The organism is Methylomonas sp. Uni0009 (genome assembly GCF_054188105.3).
Map to the genome: position 1 here is coordinate 56,520 of NZ_JBTAFN010000002.1, position 24,843 is coordinate 81,362.

The window sequence follows — 24,843 nt, forward strand, 5'->3', positions numbered from 1 at the left end:
CCGGACGTGCGGAATTACCGCATCCGGTTCCTCATGTTATGCATTAGCACGCAGCGGTGTAACGGTGTACGATTTGAGGTCGTGGCAACGGCAACAGGTTCAGCAGCGACCGAAAATTCCGCCACGGAATATGGCTCTTACGAGACCGACGGCACAGCCATTTATGCCAGAAACGTTCCACCTGATGATGAACCACGCGCAGTGCGCGATCGTTACCGGTAATACCAAAATAGCTGTAATGCCCCTTCAACATCGCACTCAATCGACGCTGTTGCTCCCGTATCGGATCATGACGCATTAGTCGGCAACGTTCGTTAATCGCTTTTAGCGTCCTCGCCACCCTATCCTTGGCCGTTTTCTGCAGCACAATCCATTTGCCGCGTCGGGACTTACTCCAGACATGCGTGAACCCTAGAAAATTGAACGTTGTCGCCATAGCGCTATGCCTACCCTGTTGCTGCGGCCTGCGAAACCGGAAGTCAACCAATCGGGTTTTCTCTGGATGGAGTTGCAAGCCGAAGCATCGCATTCGTCCTTCCAGAGCTTTCCAAACTCGGCTAACATCGCTAATGCTTTTGAAGACCATGACGAAATCATCGGCATAGCGGGTAAGACTGGCAGGACCTGCCAATCTCGGTTGCACCACTTTCACAAACCATTCGTCCAGGGCGTAGTGCAGGAACACATTCGCCAGCAAAGGGGAAATCACGCCCCCTTGTGGAGTGCCTGACGCCACATAATGCAGCCGCCCCTGTTCCATAACCCCGGCCTTAAGCCACTTATCGATCAGTTTCCTGATCACACCATCTACGACTCGTTTGTCCAAAACCGCCCTGAGCTTGGCGTATTCGATGGAATCGAAATATTTCCGTAAATCCACATCGAGTATCCAGGTACCCGAATCATCCATAATGTGATTACGCAGGCTTCTCAATGCTTGATGCGCATTGCGCTGCGGCCTGAATCCATAGGAGCAATCATGAAAGTCTTGTTCATAGATCGGCTCCAGCAGGAGGACTACTGCCCGTTGTGCTACTTTATCCTCAAACGTCGGGATACCCAGCGGACGCCGCCCCCCATCGCCTTTCGGAATATAGTGCCGTCTCACCGCAGGCGCTTGATAGCGTCCGGACTTCAGTCTTTCCAGAAGATCATTCAGATTTCCGTCCAGATTGACGACATAGTCAGCGGCGGTTTGACCATCAATTCCTACCGCACCGTCCTTGCGGGTCAGTTGGTAGGCATAGAGCAGCCATTCGTAATCCAGGTACTGATTTAACGACGTAAACGCCAAGTCAGGATGAATTTTGGCCAATTCGGCTATTCGCTCTCGTTTCGTTGACACGCTTAAAGGTTCCAATGCACCCTCCCATGTTTCATTAAAGCGATTTCATAACACGACTTCTCCTTCCCTCGTTTGGGTCCCTGCGAGCCAGGTTCCCCACTGTCAACAGTACTATGAGAAGCTACGACTTCCCGCACTGAATGGCCGCTTGCTTATGGATTCACTCACGGCTTCCCGCCCTTGCTCGATGTTCGCTCTATTCGATTCAAGCAGACCGAATAGCCAGGCCCCTTTCAGCCAAGGTGCCCATCAGGCTCATTTGACGGGTCAAATACGGGATCTCTCCGGTTTCCGGGAAATCCATCCTGTATCTTTGCTCTGCTCTTAGATCCCGGCCGACCCGCTACTTGCTCGCCTAAACGCAAGTAACGGTGCTATCCCCATACCCAACACAATGAAGACGTCAACGATCACATGATTTCGAGACTCGATCACACAGCTTTAATACCCACTGTCTACGCTTCACGAGGCCTATTACTAGACTCCATGCAAGACTCGTTTCCGGCTGGCTGGCTAGCCTTTACCGGGAGGGAGTCGAACCCTCTGGATTTCAATAAAGGTTTCAGTTATTCACATTCTCCTTTTCCGGACTTACCCGGACGCAAGCTGGGCGCACGCACGCCGCTATTTTGTCGAAGCCGAAGCCGCCATCCCCAAAGCCGCGCGTGGTCCGCAATCACTGGCAACACAGTTTATTGCCGCGATCAGCGAGTTGTATGCCATTGAAGCCAAGGCCAAAAACCTGAGCGTCGAACAACGTGGGCAACAGCGCCAACAGCTCAGCAAACCGGTATTGCTAAAAATAGAAGGCTTGCTGCTACAGCATCTGCATGCGGTCACCCCCGGCAGTTTGCTGGGCAAAGCCTTGCATTACCTATCGTCGCAATGGCCCAAACTGATTCGTTTCATCGATAACGGCGCTTGGCCCATCGACAACAATCTCTGTGAAAACGCCATACGCCCCTTCGTGGTGGGCCGCCGCAACTGGCTGTTTTGTGACACAGTGGCCGGCGCCCGTGCCAGCGCCAATCTCTATTCGCTGATCGAAACCTGCAAGGCTAATCGTATCGATCCTTACACCTATCTGGTCGATCTGTTCCGAGAGCTCCCCGCGGCGAAAACCGCTGAGGACTTCGAAGCACTGTTGCCTTGGAATCTCGCCGATCAAACGGCTTAATCACTTTCTAATTGCTAGGACATTATCCAATTCAATTCAAGTACGTCGTTCGAAGATCGCTTACGAAAAGTTAAAGATATTGCCTCCGAAATCGTAGTTGACGGCGATCTTGAAATAAAGGCAGTTGAATTAGCCCAGCCGACCATCATGCTGGCGATTCGACATAAGCATCAAGGATTTAAAGAGGAATGCGAAGTAAGAATAGTAGCTGTCCAGTTCCCCAAAAATATGATCGAAGCGGCGGGGAAGATCGATGTATTTCCATCTAATAAAGCGGTATCGTTCCGTCCATACTCAGGGGTTCTTGTTCCCTACATTTCGCTGTTTGATGGAATTCCTGAATCTGATCGAAAACTACCTATCAAACATATTGTTGTCGGCCCACATCCTGATAAGTGGAAACGTCAAAAGTCCGTGCAAATGATGCTTGATAAGCTGGAGATTAAAGCAACTGTCAGTGTTTCAGATATTCCGTTCTTAGGCAGATAAGAAATATGTGTCAAGCTCACTCCGATTAGCCCTAGCGTAATCGAATTCCTGTCAAAGCAATTTAAATTATGTAGTCAGATCAAAGCCAATTAACAACTGCACATGTAGGCAGCGGTTTTTAATTTTTCTCCGCCAACCCCAGCCAGCGTGCAACAGCGGCCAGCGAAAACCCCTGAATCAATACCGACATCACCACAATGAAACTGATCAGGACGAAAATTTCACCGGCCTCATTAATGTTGGCCGCCAATGGAAAAGTTGCCAGTACGATAGGTACGGAACCGCGAAGTCCCACCCAGGACACCAGCAGCTTTTCCTTAAACCCGATCCTGGCCCAGAACAAACTGATGAAAACGCTGACCGGACGCGCTACAAACATCAGGAATAGACTGATAGCCACGGCCACACTGGCCAAGGACGACAATTCAGCACGATAGGGCACCGATAGCATACCCAACGTTAAAAACATGATGATTTGCATGAGCCAGGCGAAGCTGTCATGGAATGCATTGATGTAGTGCTGATGGATAACGTCCCGGTTCCCCGCCACTATACCGGCCACATAAACAGCCATAAATCCGTTGCCATGCATGAATGTGGCGCCACTATACGTCAACAGCACCAATGCTATCGAGGCGATGGCATACAAGCCGGCCGAACTCAAGCCCATGTGATTAAGCAGCCAGACCATGAAACGCCCACCGCCATAACCAACCGCCACACCGATCAACAATTGCAGAACCAGAAACATACCGCCTTCCAGAAGTGCAGACTCGCCCCCGGTCGAATAGTTAAGCAAGGTGACGGTTAGCAACACGGCCATCGGATCGTTGCTGCTCGACTCCAGTTCAAGCAAAGGTTGCAAGTTGCCTTTCAAAACGATGTGGCTGGAACGCAGCACGGAAAACACCGCGGCCGCGTCCGTGGAAGAGACGATAGCGGCCAGCAGCAGGCCCTGGGTCAGCGTGATGCCATGCACACCCAGCGAAAACGTGCTGAACGAGCCGAGGATAAACCAAGTAAAACTGCCCAATAACAGCATGGTGATGAACACGCCAAGCGTGGAAAGGCATAATCCCTGCCACAACACCGGGCGAATATTGGGCCAATGCGAGTCGAGTCCGCCGGTAAACAAAATAAAAATCAGCGCAAAGTCGCCGATAAATTTGGCTATCTCCGGACTGTGCAGCTCAGGTCCGCCTAATTCACCGATCAGCCAGCCGGTCAACAAAAAGAACAGCAACGAGGGAATCCCCACTTTGCTGGCCAGTTTGCTGGAAAAAACGCTGATTAATAATAAGCCGGCGCCAACTAAGCTAACTAATTCAATCGAGGGCATGGGCGGTCCTCTGCATGTCTGGATTCATAATCAATTTTTAAATAAGTGTGTACCGCGCGATGAATGCGCGGAGTTATATTTTGAAAACCATGTAATCAACTCAAGATATATGGGTTTGCCGGCTATCTTGCAAGCCTGGGCCGGCATTATCAGGACTAGCGGGAGCATTTGAACAGAAACTTACGGTTTCAACAAAATCAGACTATGCAAAATTTCTCTAAAGCGGCCACTGACAATGATTCATTTCGAACAGACTGGCCATCAGGTCACGACCCCTTGTTGACATTCGCAGCATTGCGCTCAATGTCGGGAGGGCTTCAAATAGCAGCCATTCAACGATAAGGGTAACTTGCCGGCAAAAGCGTAGTGACGATAGGAGCGTAGCTTTTGGGTCAAGTTGACCCGCTGGTTAGCCATGGATCGGCCCCACTGCATGTTCAAGGCAGTACTTGTCAAACCGCGTTGAAGTTGGGCCATTGAGTTGCTCATCCATATAAGCAAAAAGGTCCGCAAGCAATTTTTCAGTGTCAACGTCCTTTAGCCGGCGCCGCCGAAAAACTTCGCCTAATTGAATGCGCGTTTGGTCAAAAATTATTTGTCTGCGTTCAACTTGCGATGCTCGAACAAATGTGTCAAGGTCTAACATGACGTCAATGTAGAATGTTTTGGTGCTATTGTTCAAACGCACTCGCTGCTTGTGGCCAAGCCCAGGATCGCGACAGTTGAAAACTATCACGAGTGATGATAGACCATGGCCGTAGTCCTTTTCTTCGAAAAGGCTGTGCAGATCAAGCGCCTTTAGTGCGTGATCGACTTTTGATTCCCAATTGATGTCCGATAGCGTTGAAATGTGCATGTTGAAATGGCTAACGTTAAGGGTAACTTGACGGCAAAAGCGTAGCGACGATAATGTCGCTTCGCGATCCGGCGTTGCTACTGTCAGCGAAGGCGGCAAACCCAATTGGTTGTTGAGGTAGTTGACAATGCGGGGTGACAGGCTATTGACTTCGGCCAGAAAGCGACCATACAAGCGTAACGCGCTTAACTGGATGGCAATAAATGTCCGGGAATTTTTTCGGTATTTGCTGATTTCCTTTTTGTCGGCATCGGAAAGTGTCCAGTCTCTGGCCATCTCTTCATCTGAGAAATCCTGTGACAGCTTAATGGACTGGTAGCGTTGCCGTCGGTTTAAGAAACCTTCACTGGTAGTCATCGATAACGGCACTCGCTGATTGGTACAAAGTTCTTCAAGAAACTGGCGATAGTTAGAATTCCTGGAAAAACGGATGTTGTTTTTGAATGACACCTATTTTTGGTGCTCTCGGGTTCCAAAAGCTGTGCATTTGAATCTTGGTCTAGCTACACACTTAGAGAAGGCGCATTTTTGTGCATTTGTAGTTGAATTTGTCTAAATGCACAACTTATAATGTGCACATATTCTATATGCACAAAACACCCAAGACAATATGAATTCAACAAAAATCGGCTATTGCCGAGTATCCACAACGGAGCAAAATATGGCTGCCCAGTTGGAATTACTTAACAAGGCGGGTTGCCATGAGATTTTCAAAGAAAAAGTATCGGGAAGTAATGCTGATCGCCCCGAGTTAAATAAGTTACTGGCTTACATTCGTAAAGGCGATACCGTTACGGTGACAAAACTTGATCGGTTAGCACGATCAACCAAGGATTTGTTGAACATAGCCGAAGCGATAAAAAAGAAAGGCGCCGACTTTGAAGTCCTCAATATTAATTTGGATACTAAATCCCCAACCGGGCAATTGATGCTCACCATGCTAGCGGCTATAGCTGAATTTGAAAGGGGTATCATGCTGGAACGCCAAAGGGAAGGCATCGAAATCGCTAAAGAGGATGGTAAATACAAAGGCCGTAAGCCTGTTAACGAAGCCAAGCTACAGCAAGTGCAAAAGCTTGTCGATAATGGCTCGAGTGTTAGCAAAGCCGTTTTTGAGGTGGGTATCGGTCGGCGCACTTATTACAAGGCCATTAAAGAAGGCCGGATTTAACGCCAGTTTTGCTTGGAGATCAGTACACAAACTTACGGTTACAAACAGGCAGCTGATGGCGAAACCGTAAGTTTCTGTTCAAATGCTCCCGCTAGTCCTAAAAGCCCGTGATACCAAGGTTACGGGGCGACTTTACTCATTTACGCAGCAATCCTTACGGTACCCCAGTGTGACTGTTAAACGTATTGACAATGTGCGCACGTTTCGGCTATATAGACAAATGAACCTTTTGCTGAGGGCAAACCCATGCAACCAATCGAGCCGACTGAAGGCGGTAGTCCAATCCGTGACATCAATATCAATATTCGCGCTCAGCGCAGGCAACGAGACCTGATCGACCAAGCCGCCGAGTTGTTAGGGAAATCACGCACCGAATTTATGCTAGAAACGGCTTGCCGCGAAGCTGAAGACGTATTGCTTGACCAGCGCGTTTTTACCCTGGATGCGGCGGCGTTCCAGAAATTTCAAGCCTTGCTGGACGCACCGCCAAGCGAGAATCCTAAGCTGCGAAAATTGATGGCGACCAAAGCCCCATGGGAGCCGTGATTGTCGGAACTTCAAAAATGGAACGCCCCTGCCCCACTGACTGCCGCGCATGATGTGGCAGACTTCGATTGTGGCGAGCCAACCCTTGACCATTGGTTGAAACACCGCGCCTTGCGCAACGAAGGGCGCGGGGCGTCGCGCACCTATGTGCTCTGTGCCGATCAACAAGTGACCGCGTATTACTGTCTCTCGACTGGTTCCGTTGATGGCCAGCTTGCGCCGGGCCGTGTCCGCCGCAACATGCCAGACCCTATTCCCGTAATGATCCTTGGCCGGTTGGCGGTTGATGTCGCTTGGCAGCGCCACGGACTCGGCAAATCCTTATTGCGTGATGCGATCTTGCGCACGGTTCAGGTTTCCGAGGTTGTCGGCGTCCGTGCGCTGCTGGTTCATGCTTTATCAGAGCAAGCCGTCAATTTTTATGCTTCGCACGGCTTTCATCCCTCCCCGACCCATCCGCGCACGCTGTTTTTGCCGTTATCGGAGGTGTGAGGGATGGGTTACGCGTCATATCTTGGGCTATGCCAATTGGTGGCAGATGGGAGTATATCGGAGCATGCGGCCAGTATTTTTTGGGCAGAGCAGCGAGAAGCATTGCTGCATGAAGGTTGACCGTAAGGATTCGTGTGAAAATGGGCAATAGCGTTCATGGTCATGCGCCGAAAACCTTTAGTTAGTCGTTTGTAGTGATTTTCATAAGCCAAAATATAGCGACACCGAGTTTTTATACATTTCCTGCGTATTCCGATTAATTAGCCACCGATTCCAAGTTCAAAACCGTCAGTCATTGAGGGACGGTCGGGATTCATGTAAAAAGCTCAAAAAATCGGCTGTGGTTATATTTGATGATCGTCTGTTGTTCATGACGAAGATTCTCGGCAATCACTCCTTCACACGTTGCCTGGGCGAGTCCTGGATGATCGAAGACTTCTCCATCACCTTTCAGCCACTATGCTGAAAATTGGGGTAATCGGTGTAGCCCTTGGAGCCGATGACGCCGTAGAACGTCGAACGGTCGCTCTCTGCGAGCGGCCATCCATTATGCATTCTTTCGACAAGGTCAGGGTTGGCGATATACGAAGTTCCGAATGCAAAAAGGTCGAGATCACCTTTCTCCAGTTCCGCTTGGGCAAGCTCACGATCAAAACCTCCCGCCGCCATCAGCGTGCCCTTATAGGCTTGCCGGAAACGCGCACCAAAACCAGCAGGAACCTCAGCGGCGGTGATGGTGGGCTGATAGTTCAGGTGTACATAGGCCAGCTCCCTGTCATTGAGTGCCGCTGCGACGCTCATCCAGGTTTCTTCCTCGTCTGCATATGGACTCAAGTCGTACAGTCGCCCGAAGGGGGATACGCGTACACCAATACGTGCTCCGCCGATTGCGTCAGCGATGGCATCGACGGTTTCAAGGAGGAAACGCTGGCGATTGGCGATAGATCCGCCGTACTCATCCGTGCGCGTGTTCAGCTCACTGCTAAGGAACTGGTCGAACAGGAAGGCGTTGGCGGCCATCAGTTCAATGCCATCGAATCCTGCGTCAATGGCTCGTAGCGCGGAGGCTACGAAGTCCCTTGTGACACGCCGGACCTCCTCAGCGCTCTGGGAACGCTCGGTGCCACGGGGCCGGCCTTGCCGGGTTCCAACCACGCATAGACGCTTGTGTTGGTCGCCGGCACTTCGCCGGAGGACACCGGCGCTGCATTGTCGGGCTGAAGGGAGGTATGCGACATTCTGCCGACGTGCCAAAGCTGCGCAAAGATTTTCCCACCTTTGGCATGTACAGCATCCGTGACCTTCCGCCAGGCCTGTGTTTGCTCATCGGTGTACAATCCTGGGGTATACAGATAGCCGCGACTTTCATCGGAGATCGGCAAACCCTCGGAGACGATCAGGCCAGCGGAAGCTCGTTGCGCGTAATAGAGCGCGGTCAGTTCATCAGGAACATTATCCAGCGCCCTGGTGCGGGTCATCGGGGCCATAACAATCCGATTGGCCAGCGAGACGCCGGACAGATCGTAGGGGGTGAACAAATTGCTCATTGTGTACCTCAAATAAGGGGACGCAGCGCTGAACGCGCTACGTGCTTTCAAGCTGAATGGTTTTGGCAGAGTGCCTTGGGACTAGGCTCCTTGAATCTCCAGTTTTGGCAGCATGCGGATGGCCTTGGAGAAATTGGCCAGGTTCGGCGAGGTCTTGGTAACGATCTTGTGCAGTTCTTCGACCTTCTCACGCGGGGCATCTGTGTGCAGCCGAACAACGTAGCTCACTTGGTCGTAACCCGGATTGACGCTTTCATCCAGACCAAGGAATCCGCGCAGATCAAGCTCTCCGTCGGTTTCGATTTCCAGGCTGTGAACGGTGATACCCATTGCCGCAGCATTGGCAACGTAACCCACCGTCATGCAGGCATTGAGCGCAGCCATGAGCAGTTCCTGAGGATTTGGCGCCGAGTTCTGACCGCGAGCAATTCGGTAGGCTCGTCGGCGGCAATCTCGAAGTGACGTTGATGTTCAACCCCAGCCAAGGAGTACTGACTAACCGTCGCCACGGAACGTGTTTGATGTTCCCATTGGGTCTTGACATTGAATCGGGCGCTGCGCTTTGCAGCATCCTTGGCTTCGGCTACGCCCTGTGCAAATTCCTGCAGCGCCGCTACGTTAATACCGTTTAGTTTGTTGCTCATCTGATTACTCCTCTACATGAAGGCGCTGTCGCGCCCGAAATAAGCTCCAGCAAATTCGCGCATGGCGCCTTCGCTAAAGTGGGATACTGGTATCGCTTACGAATCCTTACTGTCGCTCTACATGACAAATTTGCATTAAGGTTGCACTATGGGCAATTCCGCCATTTTCCAAGCATTCATTCCACCATTAATATTTTTGACGTTTTTAAATCCCATTTGTTGTAATGTCACTGTCGCCATGGCTGAACGGCCAGAACTTGCGCAAAATAATAACCATTTTTTGTCTCTATCCATCAGTTCTGCGTGATGACCTGCATATTCACGGTCGGCTGCAGGTTCTAAAACTCCACGCGGAATATTCAGTGCTCCAGCAATGGTGCCGGCTAAATACTCGCCGGGTTCCCTTACGTCCAAAATTTGGTATCCCTGTTTCAAATAATCATGAACTTCGGTTACCTCAATTTCTTGTATTTGATTTTTAGCCTGTTTTACAAAATCTTTTAGGTTTTTTTCTTCGCTCATTGGAATTTTCTCTTAATTTACTTGAGTTTGATTGAATTAGGTCGCAAGTCAAAATGGTCAATGAATAATTGTCGCTTTAGTAACTTGTATAATCTGTTTCTAGTTGGTCAAACAGCTAACAAATTCCGCATACTAACTTTGTTAATGCGCATCATCTGTATGCCATTCAGGCATCATTAAAATCATATTTGCTTTCCAGCCTTTATTTTTAAGGGTATTAATATCTCGGATTTTCTCCATTTTATGTAAATCGATAACAGATACTGATCCATCATTCATCTCTGGCAGATTTAAAAAATTATTTTGCACAAAGGCATAATGTTCATCCGGGGATATCACCGCATGATGGGAGCCACTGGCGGTTGCAATGGACTTAATTAATTTTGGTTGGCTGGGGTCGGTGCTGATATCAAAAACATTAAAAGCACCTGGTTTAGCCGTGGTGATAAACAACCTTTTATGATCATGGCTGAAATAGATTTCCAATGGTGCGCCTTGTTTTATATCGGCAAAATTGAAAACCGGTTTGAAATTAAACTGCCTGGAATGTTGTTGCCAATCGGCCAACCATAAACGCCCTTCAAACAGGGTGTTGATGTAGGCTTTGGCAGGCTGAGAATGTGGAATGAATACTGCTTCGACCGGTGCAGAACCGCCATTGGAGCCAGGAGCGACAAGTTTGTGCGTTGCGATGATTTTTCCGGATGACGCTTCAATCTCGGCTACGGTTTCGCCCGTCTGACTCATATCCGGCTTGATGGTACTTGTAACCAACAGCCTATTGATTGTTTGATTAAAACCAATCCCGTGTGGATAAAGGATAAACCGGTCTTTGTCTTCACTGCTGATCACCTGTTTTACCTTGTCAGTCTGAGCGTCGCCAACGATAACGTTGCTGCTACCCATACAGGTTAAATACCAGGTTTTTCCATCATCGGAAAACACGATGTCTTCTCCAACCTGACACATTGGCACCGGAACTTCCACAGGGTTTAACGGTGTTCTACGCATTTTCATTACCCTAAGGGCACCATTTCCCAAATTGGTGATGTAGGCTTTATCCAATGTTTTGTTATAAAAAATATGATGTGAAACCCCGTCAACCGGCAGGGGAATATCTTCGATAATTTCTCCAAAATTTCGAGATTTAGGATCAAGCTCCATGATAGCAATTCCTTCCCGGCGCGGTTGCTGCTGAGGTTCTGATTCATAGTTCAGCATCGCCAGCATTTCCGCAGAAGCTATAGGCGAAAACAGATTGTTTAGCAGCGTTAATAGTAAAAAATATCTAATTTTCATCGAATAATCCTCAATCATGTACATAAACCGTCTCCATATTAGTAGACCGGTCGTATTGTTTTTTTGCAAAAAAAATTGCTTAACCTTTATTATTTATTTCGCCCTGAAGTAATCGTCCAACAAATCATTGCAAACCGCATGAAGCGGTTCGATTGACTGTTCGACTTTCATGCGCAACAGTGCGCCTTGCCAGCTATTAAATAATAAGTCGGCCATGCTTTGTGCTGAACGGTCGGTTCTGACACTGCCCTGACTTTGCGCTCTAAGCAATGCTTCCTGTTGCATATGGCTATACCGCGAAGTCGCATCTAACAACGCTTTACGGCCAATGTCACTGGTATCTCCTATTTCCCCCATGAGGTTACCAAGCAAACAACCACCTTTAAAATCATTATTTTCTACATCGCGGATCAAACTGGCATAATAATTCTTTAATGCTTGCAATCCATCCTTTTGTGAATCATTAAGCTCTGCAGCCAATCGAGTTATAAATGGTTCGATATAATGAAGTATTACTTCGACAGCGAATTGCTCCTTACTATCAAAATAGTGGTAAAAAGACCCCTTGGGAATTTTGACCGCAGCCAATATTTCCTTAATTCCGCTGGCGTGATATCCCTTTTCCATCAGCAATTGCACACCATAGTCAAGGACTTTAGCTTTTTTGAGTTGAATGGACTTTACTTCCATAGGTTATCCAGCTCTCTGTCAATCGCCGGTAGTAGGGTCGATCATGGTAATGATTTCTTCGATCCGGTTAACCGGAAATCCACCTTGTGCGGCATGATCTCGAATCAATTGTTCATTATCGGCGATATAGATGCAATAAATCTTGTCAGTAGTGACATAGCTTTCCATCCATTGCACACTGGGTCCAATGTTACGTAAAACATTGCAAGATTTTTGTGCAATACCATGTAAATCCATTGGACTTAAACGGCCTGCACCAGGAATGTCGCGTTCAATAATAAATTTCGGCATATCAATAACCTCCAAAAAAAGTGGAACTACTAGCTTGTTATCAACAAAGACAAGAACCGCAATTATGATACGACCGGTCGTCTATGTTGTCAAATAATATTATTTTGCATTAATTAGGTAAAGTTTCGTTTGTAGTCATCTCTTATTCACTTCAAATTGGAGTATTCATGTCGCAAAACACATGTTTTCCGACAGCTTGCTACCGATCTAAAATTTGCCTATCGAACAAGCCCTAAAAATATGCGATAAACCCTGTCGGAATGCGATACCATACGGAAACTAAATTTGATAGGTTTTTCGTCTATGTTAGTAGGCTACATGCGTGTTTCATCGGATTCGGATCGGCAGAGCACCGATTTGCAGCGCGATGCACTGCTGGCTGCCGGGGTAGATGCCCGGCACTTGTTTGAAGACCGTGCTTCCGGAGCAAAAGATGACCGAACAGGTCTGGCAAAGGTACTTGAATTTGTCCACCCTGGAGATGTGCTTGTGGTATGGAAACTGGATCGGCTGGGCCGGTCGTTGTCGCATCTGCTGGAAATCGTAAACACGCTTAAGAGTAAACAAGTCGCCTTCCGGTCTCTAACCGAGGGCATGGACACCACCACCGCATCCGGCGAACTTCTGTTCCATGTATTCGGCGCACTTGCCCAGTACGAACGAGCCTTAATTCAAGAGCGGGTTGTTGCCGGATTATCCGCCGCTAGGCGGCGTGGACGGATAGGCGGTCGTCCGCAAGCCATTACCGGCGAAAAACTGGACGCGATTATTGCCGCACTGAATGGCGGTATGTCCAAAGCGGCGGCTTGCCGCAACTTCGGTGTCAAACGGACTACCTTGATCGAAACCCTTGCGCGCATTGGTTGGACTGGTTCGAGTGGAACATCGTCACCATGATCGCCAAAAGCGAGCGATTAACAGTCCTCTCGGAAGCTGAACAAGTCGCCCTGTACGGCCTGCCGGATTTCGATGATGATCAGCGGTTGGAATACTTGGCTCTATCTGAAACAGAATTGGAGCTTGCGGCCAGCCGCCCCGGTCTTCATGCGCAGGTTTATTGCATTTTGCAAATCGGTTATTTCAAGGCCAAGCACAGCTTTTTCCGGTTTGACTGGAACGAAGTCGAAGACGATTGCGCTTTTGTCTTGAGCCGTTATTTCATCGGCGATGTGTTCGAACGAAAGCCGATAACCAACCATGAGTATTACACCCAGCGCGGGCGAATCGCCGAATTGTTCGGCTATCGGCTGTGGACATCCGACTTCCTGCCGCAGCTTGCACATCAAGTCGAGTCTATTGTACGGCGCGATGTCTCACCAGGGTTTATCGCTGCCGAATTGCTCATATGGCTTAACGAACACAAAATCATTCGGCCTGGCTATACCACTCTGCAAGAATTGATCAGCGAAACCCTATCTGCCGAACGCCGGCGGTTGGGCGGCCTGCTTGCGGAAATACTTGATGACGAGGCCAAAGCCTCACTGACCCAGCTCCTAGTGCGTGATGATACCCTGTCTCAATTAGCGGCGCTAAAGCAGGATGCCAAGAATTTCGGCTGGCGTCAGATGACCCGCGAACGCGAGAAGCGCACCCTGCTGGAACCGCTGCACAGGATTGCAAAAGCCTTGCTGCCCAAGTTGGGCGTTTCACAGCAGAACTTGCTCTACTATGCGAGTTTGGCCAATTTTTATACCGTTCACGACTTGCGAAACCTCAAGCCGGAGCAGACCTATCTCTACTTGTTGTGCTATGCCTGGCAACGCTACCGGCAGTTTACCGATAATCTGGTCGATGCGATGGCTTTCCACATGAAACAGTTGGAAGATGAAAGCAGTGCAGCCGCAAAACAATCGTTTGCTGTCGTTCAGGGACAACGCCGCCTGGAAACCCAGCGGGTTGGACGCCTGTTGCTGCTCTATGTAGATGAAACGGTAGCCGATGCCACACCATTCGGCAATGTGCGGCAGCGTGCATACAAGATCATGCCGAAAGACACGCTTCAGGACACGGGTCAGCGCATGAGTGTCAAACCAGCAAGCAAATTGGCCCTGCATTGGCAAGCGGTTGACGGCATGGCCGAACGTATTCGCCGCCATTTAAGACCGTTATACGTCGCGCTCGATTTCTCCAGCGTCACCCCTGACAGTCCCTGGCTTGCCGCGCTTGTTTGGGCCAAAGAAGTATTCGCCAAGCAGCAGCGCCTTTCGCAGAGACCACTGGATGAATGCCCGCCAACCACGTTGCCGAAGCGGCTGCGACAGTATCTATTAATCTTCGATGCAGACGGTAATCCGACCAGTTTACATGCCGACCGCTACGAATTTTGGTTATATCGTCAAATCAGGAAACGCCTGAAGTCTGGCGAAATTTACATTGACGATAGCTTGCAACATCGCCATTTCTCTGATGAGCTGGTATCCATGGAAGACAAGGCCGATATACTCGCACAGATGGACATCCCATTCTTGCGCAAGTCGATCAATATCCAGCTTGATGCACTTGCGGCCGAATTGCGAGAGCAATGGATAGCGTTCAATCGCGAACTAAAACAAGGTAAATTGACATACCTGGAATACGATAAAAATACTCAGAAACTGTCCTGGCGCAAGCCAAAGGCTGATAAACACAAGGCATCCGAGCGAACATTTTATGAAAAACTGCCATTTTGCGATGTTGCCGATGTATTCCGTTTCGTCAATAGCCAAACCCAGTTTTTGTCTGCGCTGAAGCCGTTGCAACCGCGATATGCGAAAAAGGTCGCCGACAGCGACAGCCTGATGGCGGTCATCATCGCTCAGGCAATGAATCACGGCAATCTGGTTATGGCTCGTACCAGCGATATTCCGTACCACGTTCTGGAGACAAGCTACCAGCAGTACCTTCGACAAGCCTCCCTTCAGGCCGCTAATGACCTCATCAGCAACGCTATCGCGGAACTTCCGATCTTCCCCTATTACTCGTTCGACTTGGAAACGCTGTACGCCGCTGTCGATGGTCAAAAATTAGGTGTTGAGCGGCCAACGGTAAAGGCCCGTCATTCGCGGAAATACTTTGGACGCGGCAAAGGCGTAGTAGCCTATACGCTGTTGTGCAACCACATACCGCTAAACGGTTATCTAATCGGCGCGCATGAATACGAAGCCCATCATGTTTTCGATATCTGGTATCGCAACACATCCGATATTGTGCCCACCGCGATCACGGGTGACATGCACAGCGTTAACAAGGCAAACTTTGCTATTTTGCATTGGTTCGGCTTGCGCTTTGAACCTCGATTTACCGACCTGAATGACCAATTGCAAGAACTTTATTGCGCCGATGATCTGGCGTTGTACGATGATTTTCTAATCAAACCGGTTAGCCAGATTGATATTGAAGCCATTGCTAAAGAAAAACCGAACTTCGATCAGATTGTCGCTACGCTTGGTCTGAAAGAAATGACGCAAGGTACGCTGATCCGCAAGTTATGCACTTATACCGCGCCGAATCCGACACGCCGCGCGATCTTTGACTTCGATAAACTAATACGCAGCATTTACACATTACGTTATCTGCGCGATCCGCAACTGGAGCGCAATGTTCATCGCTCACAAAACCGTATTGAATCCTATCACCAGCTACGCGGAGCCATCTCAAAAGTTGGCGGAAAGAAGGAATTGACCGGACGCACCGATATAGAAATCGAGATCAGTAACCAGTGTGCAAGGCTGATTGCCAATGCGATCAGCTACTACAACTCGGCGATATTATCGAAGCTATTGACTAAGTTCGAAGCGAATGGGAATGCTAAGGCATTAGCGTTAATTACACAAATGTCGCCTACGGCTTGGCGGCACATTTTGTTGAATGGGCACTACACATTCCAAAACGACGGCAAATTGATCGACTTGGATGCGCTGGTAGAAGGACTGAAATTAGGGTGACAAAATTTTCGGCGGTTCCGGCTTACAACCCCATTTAGCATCCCGCTTGATCACTTGGCGCAACGATGAAGCGTCGCCCCAGAGCAGTTGGGGGGCTTACGACCACTACAGCACCAGTTATCCCGATACGGCCATGGCGTTGGAGGCCATAAAGGTGAGTGCTACAAGCTATGCTCAGGAAGGCTACAGTGTCTGTAACATCGTTGCCCAGCGCAATACCGGCAACGGCGGCTGGCCCTATTTCGTACCCCCCACTGGCTCCCAGTCTAGCCAGATTTTGCCGACCGCCTATAGCTTGATCGTGTTAAGCCGTTACAACACTTCAAGCTGTGGTTCGACGACGATTTCCAGCGTTCTGGCCAATGGCGCCGCCTGGCTGAAAACCCAACAGAAAACGCCGGGTGGTGGATTCGGCGAAGGCAGCGCCGGAACAGTATTGGAAACCGCGCTAGCCTATCGCGCATTGAGCACCGTACTTGGCGCTAGCGACCCGGCCGTCGTGAATGCGGAAAGTTTTCTCATTGCCCAGCAACAAGCCAACGGCAGTTGGGGCGGCGACGCTTTACTCACCACGCAAACATTAGCGTCGATCCCGGCAACGACTCTGTCGGATACCGACAGCGATGGCCTGCCCGATGGTACCGAGACACAAGCCCTGCTCGGCACCAATCCCAACGTACCGGATGCCTTCGGCTTGCTGAAGGGCAACGGACGCAGCGTCGCCGGCGAAACCACCGCCATCCCTCTCACGACCGCTTTTATCGATTTACCTTACAACGCCGCACTAAACACCAGCAATGGCACGCCGCCTTATAGCTGGCTACTGAGTTCCGGCGATTTACCGGATGGACTCAGCCTGGATAGCAATACCGGCCAGATCAGCGGCACGCCTACTTCACTTGGCTTATATAATTTTACCTATGAGGTGTTGGCAGCCGATATGCAAACCTCTGTTACCAGTCAAATCGAGGTAGCGGAGCCAACTGAGCCCACCCAGGTCCCGGCATTGCCTACCTGGGCTATGTTGCTGATGGGAGGGCTGCTTTCCTTCATCATGCGGCATGTTGAACATACTAAAGCGCGCAATCTCCGTTAAACCCAAAGGCTCGGCCAAGGAATTTTCCATGTCACTCGTTTCCGGTTTTCGCTCTCCCTGGGCGTTCGTTTGGCTCTGCCTGGGTCTGCTCGCAACATCATCACTATTCGCCGCGCCGCAAGACGCAGCTGTGTTACCGGATGCCGTGGTACAAACGCTACTCAAAGTGCATCAACAACCGGGCAATCCCTTGGCGCAGCAATTGCGCGAACATCTGGATGAAGCCGCCGAACTGCTCGATGAAGCCGATGAAGAGGATAGGCTGCAACAGAACGGTCAAGCCAATCTGCTATCGTCCAAGCAAGAGCTGCTGGAAGCCAAACGTTCTGAAATTGCCGATTTACGCCAGGATGTGGAGGCCGAACTCGACCGGATGCGCTCCAAACTGGCCGGGCTGAAACAACCCGACAAAGTGGATGACTTCGACCGTTATGCCAAGCAGGTCGCGCAGCGCTTCGACCGCATCAATCGCTCGTTATCGGGATTTTCTTCTGCTCATCAGGACGGCGATCGCCGCCGCGCTTTGGGGAATGCCAAGGCCGAATTGCGCGCATTGCATCACCGGAAACAAAGCGCCGACATGGCGCCCGAGGCAATTCCAACGCCGACGACCCGATTGGGCGCGGAGATCGAACCGACACCGGCGGAGCCCAGTAAGAAACTACCCCGCTATCTGAGCGCCGGGCCATTCAAGCCCGACGTGCCGGCCTATGCCTTTCTGCTGGATATGCTCGGTAAACCGGCCGAAGCGGCGGCACCTTCCGTGCCCACCGAAGCGCTGGCCTGCGGTTATGCCCCTGCCGATCTAAATGCTACAGAAGACGTCATCATTTCCGGAGAAATTCAAAATCTTGCCGCGAAACTGAATTACTCACCGGTCAAAATATACCAGTACGTTTATAACAACATCCGCTTCGAGCCCTATTTCGGCTCTATGAAAGGTTCGGAGGGCACCTTGTACAGCAGTGCCGGCGGCTCGACCGACCAAGCCTCATTGCTGATTGCGCTACTACGTGCCTCCAACATTCCTGCGCGTTACGTGCTGGGCGACATCCAGTTAATCGATTCGTCCAATCTGGGCGCCAACGGCCGCGGTCCACGCTGGCTCGGTGCCAAAAGTTACCAAGCCGCTGGCTCTATTTTGTCAGGCAACCTCAATCCTTATGCCGGAAAATATTCGAATGCCAATGGCATTTTTCTACGCCATGTCTGGGTCGAGGCCTGTTTACCTTACGGCAATTATCGCGGTGCGTCTGCCGACAACACCGGCTACCGCTGGATTCCGCTAGACCCCAGTTTCAAGGATAATACCTATCAGCCCGGTATCGCCGGCATTCAATCCAGCGTGGCATTCGACTACAGTGCGACCGGCTATTTGACCGGCCGCACGCATACCTTGCCGCACGAGCGCTATGCCGCTCAGGTTGAGACTTACGTAAAAGGTCTTAACGCAGACAACACCTTGCTGGACGTGCCTTACCTCGGGGAACAAACCGCCAGAAATTACGACATTTTGCCGGTCACGCTACCCTACAAAGTCACGCAATACGTCAATTGGAGCGGTTCGTCATCACCCGAGGCCGCTAGTCTGCCGGATAGCCACCGCCATCGCCTGTCGATCAAAGTCAAAAACGGTAGCGGCGCCGATCTGGTCGCCGAGCAAATCCTGTCGTTGCCGTCCATCGTTCACCAGCGTCTGACGTTGTCCTACATACCGGCCGATGCCGGCTCGCAAACTCTCTGGAACAACTGGAACGGCGATCTGGCCACGCCGCCTAGTTTGGTCAATCTCAAACCGATCATCAAGGTCGATGGCGTGGTCCAGGCCACCGGCACGAGCGCCGTCACTTTGGGCACTCAACATCGGTTGATCATGAAGGTAACTTTGGGCGATACCAGTCTCTCCCAAGCGTCATGCCGCAACGACGACCCGGCCAACAGCACGCCGGACCCCGACCTGCATTGCTTCAACAAAACCGTTTACACCAATCTGACCGCCGGCGCCCACCACGCCTTGATGGCCTATGCCCATCAAGGCTCGGATAGGCTGATTGCGGAGCGCGCCGAGCGTTTGACGCAAACCGTGCAATCGGCGCCGACCGCTCCGACGCCGGCCAACGCCGCCAATTACGATGAAACGGAAGGCGAACTGCTGCATATCGCCTTGATGAAGTACCTGCGTTACGTGACCGATGCGGGGCAGTACCTGGGAGAGCTCAACGGCATCAGCGGCGAAAGCGGTACCCATCTCGGCTTGACCGCCGCCGGACTCAAGGTCGATTACCTGTTCGATTTACCGTTCGCCGTGCATCCAAGCGGGCCTTATATCGATGTATTGGGCAATGTCGCCCATTTGGTCAAACTCGACACGACGGCGACGACGGCTGCCGCGCAACGCGCTGAATATTGGCCCACGTTCAAGCTGTTTGCCTACAGCGCGTCGGCCTACGAGCATTTCATCTGGCAGGAACTGATTCGCACTGACGCGGTATCCACGGTACGCGGCCTGCAATTTGCCGGCGAATCCGGCGGCGCTAACCCGCTGGTCACGCTCAATTCGAGTAATATCGGCAGTTGGTCTAGTCTGATGGATGCCAGCATGGCTCCTTATCAAACCGCCATCACCGCCGCTGTTAACGACGGTTCCACGGTGACAGTCCCCAAGAAAACCATTGCCTACACCGACGGCGGCGCCCAACCCAAAACCTGGAATGGCGCCGTCTACATGGTGGAAAACCAAACCAAGGGCTACTTCTCCGCCATGATCGCCGGAGGGCTCGGCGGCGGCTACCCTTTAGTCAATCCGAGTCCAATCACCACCAGCTATCCCCGCGACAGCTTCCTGCCCAGCAGCTTTTATACCGGGGCGTTGATTAACTCCACCACCTTGTCCAACGGTTGGAACGCCCTGCAAAGCTGGGGCGGCGACCCGGTCAACCTGGCCACCGGCAATATGTACCATTCGGAGCGGGACATTTCAGTATCGGGCCGGGGTTTGCCGCTGGTATTTGAGCGCAATTACAACAGCCGCAATCCGAAGGATGGCCCGGTGGGTTTCGGCTGGACTCACAGCTTCAACCACAAATTGAATTTCTACGGCAGCGAGGCCGGCTACGTCAAAGTCGGCTGGCTGGATGGTACAGGCAGCGAGCGCTTTTTCCGCCTGAGTGGCACGACTGTGCCGGCAAATAGCACCTTCCAGGCCGCGCCGGGTGTGTATTCGGTCTTGAAGCGCGAAGCCGACGGCAGCTGGAGTGTCACCGAAAAGAACGGCCTGCGTTACGGTTTCGAAAGCAATCCCGGCGCTACCGCCGGCCAGGCCGCCAAACTGTTGACCATCAAGGACCGTAACCTCAATACCCTGACGCTGAGTTACAACGCCGACCAGACTCTCAAGGACGTGACCGACGGCCCCGGCCGCAAGCTGGCGTTCAGCTACACGACCAGCCGCATCAGCCAGGTGGATGTCAAAGCCAGCGGCGGTACAGTGCTGGCCAGCCATCAATACGGCTACGACGGCAACGGCAACCTGACCACGTACAAAAGCCCGCTGGCGGTCGCCAATCAACACACCGCAGTCACGTACAGCTACTACAGCAGCGCCGACGGCCAAAACCTGAACCATGCATTGAAACGCACCACCGCGCCGCAAGGCGAAGGCATGCAGTTTTCCTACTACGTGGATGGCCGGGTGTTCCGCCACCAACGGCATAACAACGGCACGCTACTCCCGGAAACCACCACCTTCCGTTACCAGGACTTCCGCCGCGAAACCGTCACCGTCAACGAACGCGGCTTCGAGCGTCGGCATAGCTTCGATGCCAACGGCAACCCGCTACGTATCGTCGACGAAGCAGGCGCCGCCCACGACTACAGCTACGATGCCGCCAATCCCTTCAACCGCCTAAGCGAAACCGATCCGGCCGGCTTGAATGTGCAATACCAATACGATGCCGCCGGCAACGTCACCCGCATCATCCAGCCGTCCAGCGCCACCACCGAATACTACGACTTTACCGCGTTCAACGCCCCGCAACGCATCAAGGACGCTCTGGGCAACTGGACCCTGCTCAAATACGACGCCAAGGGCAACCTGACCGATACCATCAAGCTGAAAACCGGCATCGTGCCGACCGCCGGCACCACCCCGGCCCTGGCCAACATTGCCGCCTGGACTAAACGCAACTACGACGCCGCCAGCGGCCAGCCCACCCAAAGCAAAACCCTGCGCGACTTCAGCGGCGCGGTGTTGGGCACCTTCGCCGGCGGCACGGGACCGACCGTCACCACCACCTATGACGCCAACACCCTGTATCCGACCCAAATCGCCCGGCTGGGCGACAAGACCGGCGACGGCGTGATCAATGCGTCCGACCCGGCCGACACCGCTACGCTGCAATTCGACAGCCTGGGCCGGCAAAGCCAAGGCATCGATGCCGACTGGCAGACCGTCAGTAGCAGTTACGACGCCGACAACCTGCCTCTGACCGGCACCGATGCAGCCGGCCACCCGCGCGACTATTTTTACGACGGCGACGGCCGTTTGAACGGCCAGGAACTGGTATTGAACCAAAATGGCCAACTGCGGCTCTGGGACTCGGGCTTTCGCCAGTACGACAGCGCCGGCCGCCTCGAACAAACATTGGACGCCGGCGGCCACGTCAGTCAATACCAATACGATGCAGCCGGCAACCTCATCCAAATCACCGACCCCGACAACTACACGCTGGGCTTTGATTACGATGCCGTCAACCGCTGGACCAAGGCCTACGACAAGGCCGGGCACAACGTCAGCCGCAAACTGGACGCGGCCGGCCGGGTTAAAGCCGTCACCGACCCCAACGGCAATAGCACCGTCTACAGTTACTGGAATGCCGCGCAAGACGGCCGCCTGAAAAGCGTCACCCAACCCAAGGTCGGCAGCTACACCCTGGGGCAAATCCGCCAGTTCGATTACGACGCGCTGGGCCAAGTCGTCAAAACCACCGACACCCCGGCGGCCGGCTCCACGGAAGCCGCTCGCGATACCCTGAAACGTTACGACGCGCTGGGCCGCTTGATCCGCGTCGCCGGCCCGGCTTATGTCGACCAAAACCCAAGCAGCGCCACCTTCAACCAAACCATCCGGCCGGTCACCCGCTACGTCTACGACAACCTCGGCAATCTAAAGGAAATCAAAGCCGGCCAGACCACGGCCGACGGCGGCACAACCATCGACCCTGATACCGGCGCATCGGCTAGCGACACGGTGGCCACCCAAGCCAGTTACATCACCGACGACTTTGGCCGCAAACTCACCGAAACCGACGCCTTGGGCCAGGCCACAACTTATACCTACGACCTGAACAACAACGTCAAGACCCAACAAACCCCTGGCGCCACCGGCCACACCCTGACTTACGTCTGGGATTACGGCCACCAACTGCTCAGCGTCACTGCCGAAGACGGCAGAAAGATCGACTACAGCCGCAACCCCTTGGGGCAACCCACCCGCGCCGAAACCTGGAGCCCAACGCCTAATAGCCAGCTCGAAGCCGCCTACGACTACCAATACGACGCCGCCCACCGCTTGCAACAGGTCAGCGACAACCGGGGCTACAAAACCCTCGGCTATACCTGGAGCCCCGGCGGCCAGCTCGACAGCCTGACCGACAACGATGGCCGCGGCACCTACTACCTGTATGACGAAGTCGGCCGGCTAATCAGCCTGTGGGCGCCCAACTTCGACCACTACACCTTCGACTATGACAATGGCGGTCGGCTGGTCGAAGCCCGTTACCCCAACGGCATCGATCAAACCCTGACCTGGAACGCCGACAACAGCCTCAACAAAATCGCCCATAAGAACGCCGCCACCGTCATCGCCCAAGCCAGCTATGGCTACGACGGTTTAGGCCGGCGCAAGACCAATCAGGAAACCCTCAGCGGCCAAGCCACTCTCAGCTACACCTATGGCTACGACCCGCTGGATAGGCTGGTCAACGTCAACAACGGCACCACCACGCAAACCCAAGCCTTCGGCTACGACGTCTACAACAACCGGGTACTGAAACAGCTGGGAAATCCGGTCACCAACACCACGGCTTACAAGCATAACACCGCCCACCAGCTGACCGAAGTCCATCAAACCGACCTCAACGGCGCCTTGCTGGAAGCCTACCTCTACGACGAAGCAGGGAACCAGAGCAAAAAATGCAGCGGTACGTCCGTCACCCGAGCCAGCGACGCGGCTTGCGCGGGCAGCAACCAAAACCAATACGGTTACGACAGTTTCAACCGGCTCAACCAAGTGCAAGTCAACGCCGTCGCCACCGCCGGCTTCAAATACGACGACCAGGGCAGGCGCATTCAGAAAACCGAAGGCAGCGTCACCACCAACTACCATTACGACGGCAGCTCGATCTACGCCGAATACCCCGGCACCGCCTGGACGACAGCCAATGCCGTCTATGTGCAAGCGGGCACCGACCATCCGCTGGCCCGGCTGACCGGCAACATCAATCTGCCGACCGCCACGGCGACGTACTACCATCAAGACGGCCTGGGCTCTGTGTTGGCGACCACCAACGCCGCCAAGGCCGTCACCGCCACGCAACGGTTTGACGCCTACGGTAGCAAGATCGGCGGCCTTGGCACCGTTCCGCAGTACGGCTACACCGGCAGAGAACCCGACGCCAGTGGGCTGACTTACTACCGGGCGAGGTATTACGATCCGAACCAAATCCGGTTTACCCAGCGCGACCCGCTGGGCTACGTCGATGGGCTCAACCGCTACAGCTACGTCCACAACAATCCGATCAATTTTAATGATCCGAATGGCCTGTTGGCCAGACAGGTCATGGATTGGGGGCAAACACAAGGTATTAGTTACGTGAGTAGCGGACTCAATACGCTGACTCCAGGTTCGAACGCGCTCCAGCAATCGGCGCTTAATTACCAAGCCGGTAATTATTCGAATGCCGCGATTTGGGGATTTCAAGGGGGATTGGAAATTGCGGCTGCGGCTGTCACAGGCGGTGCTTCTCAATTTGAGAGTAAAACGGCTTCAAGTTTGGCAAATGCCGTAGCGAATACGGCAAATCAATACAGTAAAATTGGTTCCACCGGACAAATCGGTGAAAATGCGCTGAAGTTGCTTGGCGGCGAGTCGCAGGTCTATTTCAACACAAGCCAAGGTGGACGTTACGTTGATCAACTGGTCAATCGTGTTGCTAACGAATCGAAAGTGGGCTACACATCTTTAACCGCTGACATCAGAAATCAGATTGTCAAGGATGCGGAGTTGATTAATACTGGACGAATTGACGGTGCGACTTGGCACTTCTTCCAAAGTCCTGTTACCGGTGTTGGCGGGCCGTCGCAACCTTTGCTAGACATGCTAAAACAAAATAGTATCAACGTAATTATTCACTAACC

At 52.3% G+C, this 24,843-nt stretch carries 15 protein-coding genes and 3 pseudogenes; 9 read left to right on the forward strand and 9 right to left on the reverse strand.

Annotated features, from left to right (window positions below):
- Positions 1-43: 43 nt before the first annotated feature.
- Positions 44-1,345, reverse strand: coding sequence for a group II intron reverse transcriptase/maturase (ltrA, locus tag ACWAU0_RS22340; RefSeq protein ID WP_458139293.1), 1,302 nt, complete (start codon positions 1,343-1,345; stop codon positions 44-46).
- Between the two features lie 607 nt (positions 1,346-1,952).
- On the opposite strand from ltrA, the pseudogene ACWAU0_RS22345 reads away from it, so the two are divergent.
- Positions 1,953-2,522, forward strand: a pseudogene (locus ACWAU0_RS22345) (IS66 family transposase); the annotation flags it as partial.
- A gap of 147 nt (positions 2,523-2,669) precedes the next feature.
- Positions 2,670-3,011 carry a hypothetical protein gene (locus ACWAU0_RS22350; RefSeq protein ID WP_458139294.1) on the forward strand — a complete coding sequence of 114 codons (342 nt, stop codon included), beginning with the start codon at positions 2,670-2,672 and terminating at the stop codon, positions 3,009-3,011.
- A gap of 118 nt (positions 3,012-3,129) precedes the next feature.
- Here the strand turns inward: ACWAU0_RS22350 and ACWAU0_RS22355 are convergent, their stop codons facing one another.
- A complete protein-coding gene (locus ACWAU0_RS22355; RefSeq protein ID WP_458139295.1) occupies positions 3,130-4,350 on the reverse strand; it encodes a potassium/proton antiporter in 1,221 nt (406 codons plus the stop codon).
- A gap of 409 nt (positions 4,351-4,759) precedes the next feature.
- On the reverse strand, positions 4,760-5,563 hold the full coding sequence (locus tag ACWAU0_RS22360) for an Imm44 family immunity protein (protein ID WP_458139296.1): 804 nt from the start codon (positions 5,561-5,563) through the stop codon (positions 4,760-4,762).
- Positions 5,564-5,867: 304 nt separating this feature from the next.
- Between ACWAU0_RS22360 and ACWAU0_RS22365 the strand changes: the two genes are divergently transcribed.
- The 3 genes from ACWAU0_RS22365 to ACWAU0_RS22375 all read left to right on the forward strand — a co-directional run bounded on the left by ACWAU0_RS22365 (position 5,868) and on the right by ACWAU0_RS22375 (position 7,415).
- Entirely contained in the window at positions 5,868-6,377 is a 510-nt protein-coding gene (locus ACWAU0_RS22365) for a recombinase family protein (RefSeq protein ID WP_483283224.1), read from the forward strand.
- Between the two features lie 246 nt (positions 6,378-6,623).
- The gene (locus tag ACWAU0_RS22370) at positions 6,624-6,923 is read left to right on the forward strand and encodes a type II toxin-antitoxin system TacA family antitoxin (RefSeq protein WP_458139298.1); all 300 of its coding nucleotides are present in this window, start codon (positions 6,624-6,626) and stop codon (positions 6,921-6,923) included.
- Positions 6,924-7,415 carry a GNAT family N-acetyltransferase gene (locus ACWAU0_RS22375; RefSeq protein ID WP_458139299.1) on the forward strand — a complete coding sequence of 164 codons (492 nt, stop codon included), beginning with the start codon at positions 6,924-6,926 and terminating at the stop codon, positions 7,413-7,415.
- Positions 7,416-7,865: 450 nt separating this feature from the next.
- On the opposite strand, the pseudogene ACWAU0_RS22380 reads toward ACWAU0_RS22375, so the two are convergent.
- The 6 genes and pseudogenes from ACWAU0_RS22380 to ACWAU0_RS22405 all read right to left on the reverse strand — a co-directional run bounded on the left by ACWAU0_RS22380 (position 7,866) and on the right by ACWAU0_RS22405 (position 12,408).
- Positions 7,866-8,962, reverse strand: a pseudogene (locus ACWAU0_RS22380) (alkene reductase).
- An 81-nt stretch (positions 8,963-9,043) separates the two neighbouring features.
- Positions 9,044-9,606 (reverse strand): annotated as a pseudogene (locus ACWAU0_RS22385) (OsmC family protein).
- Positions 9,607-9,741: 135 nt separating this feature from the next.
- Positions 9,742-10,128, reverse strand: a complete 387-nt coding sequence (locus ACWAU0_RS22390; protein ID WP_458139300.1) for a rhodanese-like domain-containing protein — start codon at positions 10,126-10,128, stop codon at positions 9,742-9,744.
- A gap of 141 nt (positions 10,129-10,269) precedes the next feature.
- A complete protein-coding gene (locus tag ACWAU0_RS22395; protein ID WP_458139301.1) occupies positions 10,270-11,451 on the reverse strand; it encodes a YncE family protein in 1,182 nt (393 codons plus the stop codon).
- A gap of 69 nt (positions 11,452-11,520) precedes the next feature.
- Positions 11,521-12,117, reverse strand: a complete 597-nt coding sequence (locus tag ACWAU0_RS22400) for a TetR/AcrR family transcriptional regulator (protein ID WP_458139302.1) — start codon at positions 12,115-12,117, stop codon at positions 11,521-11,523.
- A gap of 18 nt (positions 12,118-12,135) precedes the next feature.
- Positions 12,136-12,408, reverse strand: a complete 273-nt coding sequence (locus ACWAU0_RS22405) for a DUF4242 domain-containing protein (protein WP_458139303.1) — start codon at positions 12,406-12,408, stop codon at positions 12,136-12,138.
- Positions 12,409-12,711: 303 nt separating this feature from the next.
- Here ACWAU0_RS22405 and ACWAU0_RS22410 point away from each other — a divergent pair, with 303 nt between their 5' ends.
- Genes ACWAU0_RS22410 through ACWAU0_RS22425 form a run of 4 tightly spaced genes read left to right on the forward strand, consistent with a single transcriptional unit; the run spans position 12,712 to position 24,841 of the window.
- Entirely contained in the window at positions 12,712-13,305 is a 594-nt protein-coding gene (locus ACWAU0_RS22410; RefSeq protein WP_171697929.1) for a recombinase family protein, read from the forward strand.
- Complete coding sequence (locus ACWAU0_RS22415; RefSeq protein ID WP_171697930.1) at positions 13,302-16,331, forward strand: Tn3 family transposase; 3,030 nt, start codon at positions 13,302-13,304, stop codon at positions 16,329-16,331. Before ACWAU0_RS22410 ends, ACWAU0_RS22415 begins: the two co-directional genes overlap by 4 nt.
- 46 nt (positions 16,332-16,377) lie before the next feature.
- Positions 16,378-17,427, forward strand: coding sequence for a putative Ig domain-containing protein (locus ACWAU0_RS22420; RefSeq protein WP_458139304.1), 1,050 nt, complete (start codon positions 16,378-16,380; stop codon positions 17,425-17,427).
- Positions 17,428-17,455: 28 nt separating this feature from the next.
- Complete coding sequence (locus ACWAU0_RS22425) at positions 17,456-24,841, forward strand: RHS repeat-associated core domain-containing protein (protein WP_319963205.1); 7,386 nt, start codon at positions 17,456-17,458, stop codon at positions 24,839-24,841.
- Positions 24,842-24,843: the final 2 nt, after the last annotated feature.

Excerpts from the sequence above, each read along its gene's own strand:
- ACWAU0_RS22350 (WP_458139294.1), top strand. The coding sequence starts at position 2,670 with ATGCTGGCGATTCGACATAAGCATCAAGGATTTAAAGAGGAATGCGAA.
- ACWAU0_RS22355 (WP_458139295.1), bottom strand. The coding sequence starts at position 4,350 with ATGCCCTCGATTGAATTAGTTAGCTTAGTTGGCGCCGGCTTATTATTA.
- ACWAU0_RS22360 (WP_458139296.1), bottom strand. The coding sequence starts at position 5,563 with ATGACTACCAGTGAAGGTTTCTTAAACCGACGGCAACGCTACCAGTCC.
- ACWAU0_RS22365 (WP_483283224.1), top strand. The coding sequence starts at position 5,868 with ATGGCTGCCCAGTTGGAATTACTTAACAAGGCGGGTTGCCATGAGATT.
- ACWAU0_RS22370 (WP_458139298.1), top strand. The coding sequence starts at position 6,624 with ATGCAACCAATCGAGCCGACTGAAGGCGGTAGTCCAATCCGTGACATC.
- ACWAU0_RS22390 (WP_458139300.1), bottom strand. The coding sequence starts at position 10,128 with ATGAGCGAAGAAAAAAACCTAAAAGATTTTGTAAAACAGGCTAAAAAT.
- ACWAU0_RS22395 (WP_458139301.1), bottom strand. The coding sequence starts at position 11,451 with ATGTACATGATTGAGGATTATTCGATGAAAATTAGATATTTTTTACTA.
- ACWAU0_RS22400 (WP_458139302.1), bottom strand. The coding sequence starts at position 12,117 with ATGGAAGTAAAGTCCATTCAACTCAAAAAAGCTAAAGTCCTTGACTAT.
- ACWAU0_RS22405 (WP_458139303.1), bottom strand. The coding sequence starts at position 12,408 with ATGCCGAAATTTATTATTGAACGCGACATTCCTGGTGCAGGCCGTTTA.
- ACWAU0_RS22410 (WP_171697929.1), top strand. The coding sequence starts at position 12,712 with ATGTTAGTAGGCTACATGCGTGTTTCATCGGATTCGGATCGGCAGAGC.
- ACWAU0_RS22415 (WP_171697930.1), top strand. The coding sequence starts at position 13,302 with ATGATCGCCAAAAGCGAGCGATTAACAGTCCTCTCGGAAGCTGAACAA.
- ACWAU0_RS22425 (WP_319963205.1), top strand. The coding sequence starts at position 17,456 with ATGTCACTCGTTTCCGGTTTTCGCTCTCCCTGGGCGTTCGTTTGGCTC.